8 protein-coding genes are annotated in these 8,511 nt (G+C 70.4%); all 8 read right to left on the bottom strand.

Going from position 1 to position 8,511, the window contains the following annotated elements:
• Positions 1-230: 230 nt before the first annotated feature.
• Positions 231-1,205: a DUF4249 family protein gene (locus tag WBA11_RS14805; protein ID WP_424521433.1), complete on the bottom strand. Its 975-nt coding sequence runs from the start codon at positions 1,203-1,205 to the stop codon at positions 231-233.
• Positions 1,206-1,257: 52 nt separating this feature from the next.
• Positions 1,258-3,555 (bottom strand): TonB-dependent receptor, encoded by a 2,298-nt coding sequence (locus WBA11_RS14810; RefSeq protein ID WP_424521434.1) that lies wholly within the window; start codon positions 3,553-3,555, stop codon positions 1,258-1,260.
• 450 nt (positions 3,556-4,005) lie between these two features.
• Positions 4,006-4,962 (bottom strand): VOC family protein, encoded by a 957-nt coding sequence (locus WBA11_RS14815; RefSeq protein ID WP_424521435.1) that lies wholly within the window; start codon positions 4,960-4,962, stop codon positions 4,006-4,008.
• A 4-nt stretch (positions 4,963-4,966) separates the two neighbouring features.
• Positions 4,967-5,386: a hypothetical protein gene (locus WBA11_RS14820; protein ID WP_424521436.1), complete on the bottom strand. Its 420-nt coding sequence runs from the start codon at positions 5,384-5,386 to the stop codon at positions 4,967-4,969.
• A 1-nt stretch (position 5,387) separates the two neighbouring features.
• Positions 5,388-6,092 carry an alpha/beta hydrolase gene (locus WBA11_RS14825; protein ID WP_424521437.1) on the bottom strand — a complete coding sequence of 235 codons (705 nt, stop codon included), beginning with the start codon at positions 6,090-6,092 and terminating at the stop codon, positions 5,388-5,390.
• A gap of 100 nt (positions 6,093-6,192) precedes the next feature.
• Positions 6,193-6,537: a hypothetical protein gene (locus WBA11_RS14830; protein ID WP_424521438.1), complete on the bottom strand. Its 345-nt coding sequence runs from the start codon at positions 6,535-6,537 to the stop codon at positions 6,193-6,195.
• 65 nt (positions 6,538-6,602) lie between these two features.
• Positions 6,603-7,580: a UV DNA damage repair endonuclease UvsE gene (gene uvsE / locus WBA11_RS14835; protein ID WP_424521439.1), complete on the bottom strand. Its 978-nt coding sequence runs from the start codon at positions 7,578-7,580 to the stop codon at positions 6,603-6,605.
• A 124-nt stretch (positions 7,581-7,704) separates the two neighbouring features.
• Positions 7,705-8,511 (bottom strand): M20/M25/M40 family metallo-hydrolase (locus WBA11_RS14840; protein ID WP_424521440.1); only part of this gene is annotated, 807 nt, incomplete at its 5' end.

An 8,511-nucleotide genomic window follows, 5' to 3' on the forward strand; every position in this document is an offset into this window, starting at 1 on the left:
GCGGTGCCCGAGGCCGATCATGGGGGCGTCCCGTTCGTCAACTCGACGCGGGCGCTGGCGCGGGCGCTGATCCGGGCGACGCACCCGGCGAAGCTGCGGGGGTAGCCGTCCTCGAGGTCGAGCACCCCAGAGCCGCTACCGTTCTCGTTCGACCTCGAGGCCGGGGGCAGAGGTGAACTCCAGTGTACAGCATCCGCCCCTCGAGGCCGAACGGGCCGTCCTCGAGGACCCTACAACGTCGGTTCCAGGATCGTCGTCCGGCTGACCACGCGGGCGAACGAGCCGAACACGCCGAGGCCGCCCTCGACGTTGGTGGTCACGTTGGGGATCTCGCCGGGCGAGAGCGTGGTCCCGCCGCCCTGAACGGCTTGGGTCTGGACGAACGCCTGGTAGGCCTGGTCAAGTGAGACGAGCGTCAGCCGGTAGGGACCGTAGTAGCCGAAGGCGATGAACGGGATCTCGACGCGGATCGTCCCGTCGCCCAGGTCGATGTAGCTCGCCTCGTTGATGACCGGCGACGTCCCGATGACGGCGTCGTCCTGAAGCGGGTCCTCGTCGCACAAGAGCGTGCCGGCGTCCTCGAGGTCGCAGTCGAGGAACCGCTGGTAGATCGGGGTCAGGAGCGCGCCCGTGCCCGGGATGCTCCGGTAGCGCGTCTCGCCGTCGATCGTGACCTCCTCGAACTCGGACGCCCCGAGCGCCCGCGTCGAGCCGATGAACGCGGCCTGTCGCCCGCCGGCTCGCGTCGACTGGGTCACCCGGACGCCCGGCCCATTCCCGTCGCCGTAGACCACGCTCTGCTCGGAGTCCCCGACGATCTCGACGGTCGGGGGGACGGTCGTCGTCGCCGTGATCTGCCGGCCCTGGAACTCGACGTCCAGTCGGTAGGTCCGCTCGGGCAAGACCGTGGCGGCGTCGGTCGGGACGTACTGGCCGCGGTTCGGGCTGGGCTGGTACCGGACCGTCGACTCGTCGGAGCCGTCGGGCGCCAGCAACGTCACGGAGACCGCGGCGTCCCCAAGGCCGACCGCGTCCGGGTCGTAGGCCTCGAGGAACGGAGAGGTCTCGGTCACTGAGACGGGCGGGAGCGGCTCGTTCGCGCCCAGGAACGCCGAGACGACGACGTCGGCGGTGAAGTCGTCGTCGTTGAACCCGTCGCAGGCGGCGAGCGGGAGCGCGAGGAGCAGGAGGAGGAATCGACGCATGGTGCGACCTCGAGGTCGTGAGGGAGATCGGAGCGGTCTCCGGGCTCCCCGGTTAAAAGTCGAGCGAGAGCGAGACGTTGGGCAGGATCGGGAGCTGGCGGATCTCGGTGACCGTGATCGGGTTGTCGTCGAAGTCGTAGTTCAAGAACCACAGGTTCCGGCGGTTATAAACGTTGACCGCTTGGAGCTGCAACTCGTAGTCGGCGAACGACCACGAGCCGGTCTTGGTGAACCCCAGGTCGATCCGGTGGTAGGGGGGCAGGCGCGACGAGTTGAGGGCCTCGGTCTGGGAGACGATGAGGTCCGGGTCTTCGGTCGGGAGGCCGGTCACGACGAAGCGGGAGTTCGGGGTCGTGAACGCCTGGCCCGTCGCGTAGGCGCCGGCGGCCGTCGCGCGCCAGCCCCGGCCCAGGTCGTAGTTGGCGACGACGGTCAGGTCGTGGAGCCGGTCGTACTTGGGGGGGAAGAACGTCGCGAACTGCTGCTCGGCGGGGTAGCGCCGGCGGGTCACGCCCAGCGTGTAGCTGACCAGGCCGGTGAGCCGCCCGAGACCGCGCTCGAGCAAGGCCTCGAAGCCGTACGCGTAGCCCTCTCCGAACCGGAACAGCTCCCGGTAGCTCAGCCCCGCCACGTCCTGGACCTCGGGGCGCGTGTCGAACAGGTCGCGCATGGTCCGGCCGTAGACCTCGAGGTCGAGCCGGTACGTCGGGCCCAGGTTGGTCTTGACGCCCAGGACCACCTGCTCGCTCTCTTGGGGCGGCACGCCGACGCCGGTCGTGACCCAGGTGTCGAAGCCGGAGAACGCCTCGTTCGTGATGAGCGAGAGGAACTGGTGGTAGCGCCCGGCCGCGGCCTGGATCACGACGTCGTCGCCGAACGTCCGCTCGATCTGGAGCTGGGGCGAGACGCGCAGGTAGCTCGAGGCGACGGGCTCGAGGTCGTCGAGCAAGTCGTCGGTCTGGGAGCGGAAGTACTCGGCGCGGAGACCGCCGGTCAGGATGACGCCGTTGCCGGGGCGCCACTTGCCCTGGACGTAGCCGGAGGCGTAGCGCGACGGGTTCTCGTAGAGCGTCTGGGTGTTGTTGTTGAACGAGCTGCTCAGGCCGAGGTCCAAGAACCCGCCCCACACGCCCGTCCGGGCCTCGAAGCTGGCGTTCGGCAGCCACTCCAGATCGGTTCGGAGCGAGTAGTCGGTGATCGTGTTGGGCCGCTCGAACCCGGTCTCGCCGACCTCGCCGGACGGGTACGAGAAGTACCTCGAGGCCGTCAGCCGCGTCTGGGCGAACGCCGTCGACGACAGGATCCGGTTGTAGGCGACCGAGCCGGTCCGGTTGCCGTAGTCGAGGTCGAACCGGGCGTCGTCGCCGAACGGGACCACGACCTGATCACGGCCCGCGTAGCCGGCCACGCTGACCCGGTCGTTCGGCGTCAGGTCGACGGAGACCTTGCCGTTGAGGTCGTAGAAGTAGAAGCTCTCCGGGATGCCGTCCTCGTCGAGCTGCTCGCGCAGGACGCCCAGGAGTGGCTCCAGCGTCGAACGCCGGGCGTTGAGCGAGTACGAGCCGTTGAGGCCGGGGAGTGGGCCCTCCAAGCCGACGCGGCTCGCCAGGATGCCGGCGGTCAGCGAGCCGCGCGTCTCGTTCCGGTTGCCGTCGCGGTTGTACACGTCCACGACCGAGCCCAGGCGTCCGCCGTAGGTGGACGGGTAGGCGCCCTTGTAGAGGCGGACGTCCTTGATGGCGTCGGTGTTGAACGTCGAGAAGAAGCCGAAAAAGTGGGTCGGGTTGTAAACCGTCGTCCCATCGAGCAAGATCAGTGTCTGGTCGGGCGAGCCGCCCCGGATGTAGAGCGCGGAGCTGAAGTCGCTGGACGCCTTGACGCCAGGCAGGAGCTGGATGGAGCGGAAGAGGTCGGCCTCGAAGACCGTCGGCAACGCCTCGACCAGGTCGATGGACACCGTCGTGGTGCCCGGCGCGCGCTCCTCCTCGATCGACTCCTGGGCCTCGACGACGACCTCGTCGGAGACCACCCCGTCCGGTTGCAGCTCGAGGTCGAGCCGGACCGTCTCGCCGGCCTCGAGGACGACGGTCTCGCGCCGCGTCCGGAACCCGATGTAGCTCGCGACGACGGTGACCGTGCCGGGCTCGAGGTCGCCGAGCGAGTAGAAGCCCGAGGCATTCGTTGCCGCTCCGCGGATGGACGCGTCGCCCTCGCGTTCGACGCGGACCGTCGCCTGGAGCAGGGTCTCGCCACTGGAGGCGTCGCGGACGAACCCGTTGATCGCGGCCGACTGCGCCACGGCGGGCACGGCGAGCGCTGCCAGCAGCGCGAGGAAAGACAGTCGGATCATCAGACGCGGGGAGACGGCAGATAGCGTTCGGCAGGAGGACGCGCGGGGTGCGCGATTATGCGCGGGGAACCGAAAAAGTGCACTTGTTCACGTGTACCCCCGAGGCAGAGCCTCAAGACGTCTCGGTCTGTGTGGAGTTACAAGGCCTCGCCCTCGAGGACGGGGAACCGGAGCACCCGGTCCTCGGCCGTAGCGAAGAACTCCCCCGGCGCGTCTGAACGCGACGTTCGAGACCCCGCCGTCCCCCTCGACCGTCCGGCGGCGGCTTCCGTCGGGCTCGAACACACAGAGGCCGCCGGGTCCCGCTCCCACAACCGCGCCGTCGGGCGCCACCGCGAGTCCATCTAGCACCCCCGTCTCGTACGTGGGTGGCGTTGGGCAACGCTAGGAGCGTCCGGCGCGCGGCCAACGTCCCGCCTCTAAGAAAGACCCAGCCGGCGTCACGGCGATCTAGGGCGTCGGGACAGTAATGTCGGGGAGCCCACGCCGGACGGCGTCCTCGTCCTCGAGGCCGGGCGGGAGGCGGAGCGCGGCCCCCAGGGCGCCTCGGTCCTCGTCGGCGTCGAAGCCGGGATCGTCGGTGGCGACCTCGAACAGCACGCCGCCGGTTCTGCGGGCGTCGCGGAAGTAGATCGACCGGAAGTACGTGCGGTCGCGCGTCTCGGTCACTCGGACGCCTTGGCTGTCGAGCCGCTCGCGGAGTGCGTCTCGAGTGTCGTCGCTGGGGGCGCGGAACGCGACGTGGTGGACGGTCCCGATCCCGTTCTTGCCCTCGGGTGCGCCGGCGTCCTCGACGACCTCGAGGGTCCGACCGGGCCCGCCGTCGCCGGCCTCGGCCAGTACGCGTCGACCGCTTCCGCGGCTGCCCGCCTCGGTCGTGGCCATCCCGAACTCGTCGCGCAAGAACTCGGCCACCGGCTCGGCCTCGAGGACGGTGAACTGGACGCCCAGGATGCCACGGAGAGCGACGTCGGCCCCAAGACCGGGCGACGGATCTCGGGCGTCGTCGCCGAACGCGATCGCGAGCGGCAAGCCCGAGGGGTCCGTGGTCCACAACGCCGGTCGGCCCAGGGCCTGGGCGTCTTGGTACGCCGCGCCGCGCTCGCCCAAGCGGCGGGTCCAGAACGTGCGCGCGTCGGCCGGGGCCGAGAACACGACGCGGCTCGTGAGCCCCGCGCCGGGCAGCCCTCGACGCGTCCCGCGATGGCCGTAGGGGAACGTCGTCATGATGGACCCGGGCGTCCCCGCGGCGTCGGCGTAGTAGAAATGGTAGACGCCGGGGTCGTCGAAGTTGACGGTCTGCTTGACGAGAGCGAGCCCCAGCGTGCCGGCGAAAAAGTCGAGGTCGTCCTGGTCGCCGCCGGTGGTGGCCGTGATGTGATGGAGCCCGGAGGTCTGGAAGGGCATGGGGTTAGTGGCTGGGGTCGTCCTCGAGGGCGCCGTCGGGTAGGGTCACGAACACCGACCGGCGCGGTCCGGCCGACGTCTGCCGCGTCGCGTGGCCGTGGCCCGTCGTGTCCTCGACCAGGAGCACCTCGCCCGGACCGAACGAGCGCGTCTCGTCCTCGAGGACGAGGCCAGCGGCGTCGCGCTCGGCGCACGTGATCTCGATGGTCCCGTCCATGAGAAGGATGAGCTGGCGCGCCGGTGCCGGGTGGTAGTCCCAGTCGTAGTCGTCGTCGGTCTCCCGGAACCGGACGGTGCTCGCCGGAGCCGTCTCGCTCATCCGCCCGATGATGCCGTGCGGGCTGAGCGGGACGGCCGCATCGACGAACCGGGTGCCGCCGCGTTCGGTCGCGACGACGCGGGTGAGTCGGAAGGCGTCGGGCATGTCAGCGGGAGAGGAGCGCGGCGAGGTCGCGGAGCCAGACGACCTGGTCGTCTACGATGGCGTGGAGCGATCCGGGATAGACGCGGAGGTCGACGCCGGCCTCGAGGCCGCGCAAGGCGTCGGCGGAGGCCCGGAGCCGGGCGACGGGGATGTGGGGGTCGTTCTCGGCGCAGGCCAAGAGCACCGGTGTCTGTGCGAGGTCGCCGTCGTAGTCCAGCCGCTTGTCCGGGTAGAGCCCGCCGGCGCCGCGGAGGGACGGGGTCGGGTCGTCCGCCTCGGCCGTCCCAATGAGCGCGCCCGAAAGGGTCGCGACGCCGCCCCATCGGCGAGCGTTTCGGGCCGCGAACTCGACGGCGAGGCAGGCCCCCTGGCTGAACCCGCCCAGGATAACGTGGTCTTCCGAGAGCCCGAGCGCGTGAGCGGCCTCGATGGATCGGTCGACGGCCGCGAGAGCCGCTGAGAGGTACGGCTCGTTGGCCTCGAGGGGCGCGAGGAAGCTCGTCGGGTACCACTGCGGGACCCCGCCGATGACGTCGGCACGAGGTGCGATGACGGCCAGACCAGGCGGGGCCACGGCGCGGGCGAGCGACGCGACGGACTCGGGAGTGGCGCCGCGCCCATGGCAGAGGACGAGGGCCGCACGCGGGGCGTCGGACGGTGAGGCGTCGAGCCGAGCGGGCGGAGCGGCGTGAAGAGACTCGGTCATGGAGGCCACAGAGAGGGCGCTAGCCACGGCGGTACCCGATGCGGAGTTCCAGACGCCGGCCGCTCTGGGGCGGCGTCCTCGAGGACGGTCACACGCCGGCTTAGCGCCGCCGTTGCAACGTTGCCCCCTCGGGACAGAACGTGGCGGGCCCCTCGAGGACGGCCGGGTCCGAGGTCGGCCGGTAGGGCGTGCCCGCGGTGCCGTTGGCCCATTCGACAAACAGCGTATCCCGGCGGACGGCCCACGAGTGGACGGTGTCCGCCCGGGCCGAGTCGGGGTGGGCGTAGCTCCACGCCAGGACGCCCCCGGGCTCGAAGCGGACGAACGCCGTGCGGATGTCGGGGTCGGGGCAGAACTCGACCCAGGACGTGCCCTCGAGGTCGGCTGGGACCAAGAGCGGAGCGGCGGCGCAGCCGGCGACGAGCAAGAGCGGAGCGAGGCGCATGGCGGAGTCTACTAATTACGTCGTAGACACGGGAGCGCCCTCGAGGTTGCTCGTCCTCGAGGGCGCTACGCCGCCTCGGCCTCGGCGACGGTCTCCATTGGGATCGGGCGCGCGGGACGCTCGCCGGTGTCGAGGTAACGCTGGACCTCCAAGACAGCTTGCTCCTTCTTCTTGGCCTCCAACATCACGTCGTACGGCGCGTCCGGCTTGCCGACCTGCTCCATCACGCCGACCAACTCGTCGACGTCGTCCATCGACAGGTAATCGGCGTGGCCGGTCCGGGTGCCGGGCTTGTGAGACGACAAGTGGAGCTTGGGCGGACGCTTTCCCCACGTCGTCATCGCGCGGTCCAACAGCTCGACCACCCCCTCGTCCCAGGTCCGCCGCTGCGCGTCCTCGCCGTCGCCCTTGTGACCGGGGTTGAGCTTGTGGTGGAACAGGTCGACGATGACGGGGAGCCCGACGCGCTCGGCCAGCCCGACGGTCTCTTCGAGTGTGTACGTCGTGTCGTCGTTCTCGAGGGCGAGCCGTTCTCTCGCGTCGTCGCTCAGGCGGTCGACGTTTTGGGCGAACCTCTCGAGGGCGGACGCCTTGTCTCCGTACGCACCGCCGACGTGCAGCGTCATCGTCCCCTTGGGGTCCATCCGTTTTAGGACCTGCGCCTGAAAGTCGAGCTCGTCGATCGAGTTCTGGACGACCTCCGGCCGCGGGCTGTTCAAGACCGTGTACTGGCCGGGGTGGCTGGTCACGCGAAGCTTCTCGGCCTTGACGAGCCGGCGGATCTCGCGGAACTGCCAGTCGAACGCCTCGCTCCAGTCGAACGGGAACTGGGGGAGCGGTCCGAACGGGATCAGGTCCGAGGAGATGCGCATGAAGCGGACCCCGTGCTCGACGTTCCAGCGCAGCGACCGCAGGACGTCGTCGAGGTTCTGGACGACGACGGGGATGACGGACTCGGTGCGAAGGTTGGCGAGCCGGACCGTCCTCGACTTCGTGCCGAGGGCGGTGTTGATGCAGGCGTAGCCGAGATGACGGAGGCGCATGGGAGTCGAGGTGGACGTCCCCCTAACGCTCGGTCGCGCGCGCTGTGCCGCCCTCGAGGTCGAGCGTTTGCTGCCGGCATTCGTCCTCGAGGGCACGACGCCGAAGCGTCGCCCTCGAGGGCGGCTACTCGGCGTGGGGCAGGCGCTCGGGCATCTCGGCGGCGACGTAGATCAGGACGGCGGTCGCCGCGACGGCGCGGGCGACGTGGTCCGGGTCCAGCTTGTCCATCGTGTCGGCGGGCGTGTGGTGCAGCACGAAGTAGTCGCCGTTGTCCGTCCGCAGGCTCAGGCCCGGCACGCCGTCGCGCATCATCGGGCCGATGTCGGCGCCCCCGCCACCCTCGGTGATCCCGGCGGGGCCGGCCGTCGAGCCGTCGAGCAGCAGGGACTCGATGAGCGGCTCGACGCGCGCGGCCAGCATCTCGCGGCCCGGCTCGGCGCCGGAGTACCCGAACCCGACCGGCTCGAACAGGCCGCTGTCGGACTCGAGGGCGAGCTGGACGTTGTCGACGCGGTCGAGCGAGTCGCGGTAGGCCTCGCCGCCGAAGATCCCGATCTCCTCGGCCGTCCACAGGACGACGCGGACGGTCCGTCGAGGACGGAGCCCGAGCTCGTGCAGCAGCCGCACGGCCTCCCACGTCACGACGCAGCCCGCCAGGTCGTCGTGGACGCCTTGCCCGACGTCCCACGAGTCGATGTGCCCGCCCAGGACCACGACCTCGTCCGGGCTCTCTCGCCCGACCACCTCGCCGATCACGTTCCTCGAGGTCGCGTCCCCGCGCGTGGCCGCGTCCATCGTGAGCCGCACGACGGGCCGGTCGCCTCGGTCCTGGATGCGGCGCAGCATCTCGGCGCCCTCGATGGTGAGCGCGGCGTGGGGGATTGGGCGGACGCCGTCCTCGTAGCGCATGACGCCGGTGTGCGGCGTGCT

The sequence above is a fragment of the Rubrivirga sp. genome, assembly GCF_049648075.1.
Taxonomy (GTDB): domain Bacteria; phylum Bacteroidota; class Rhodothermia; order Rhodothermales; family Rubricoccaceae; genus Rubrivirga.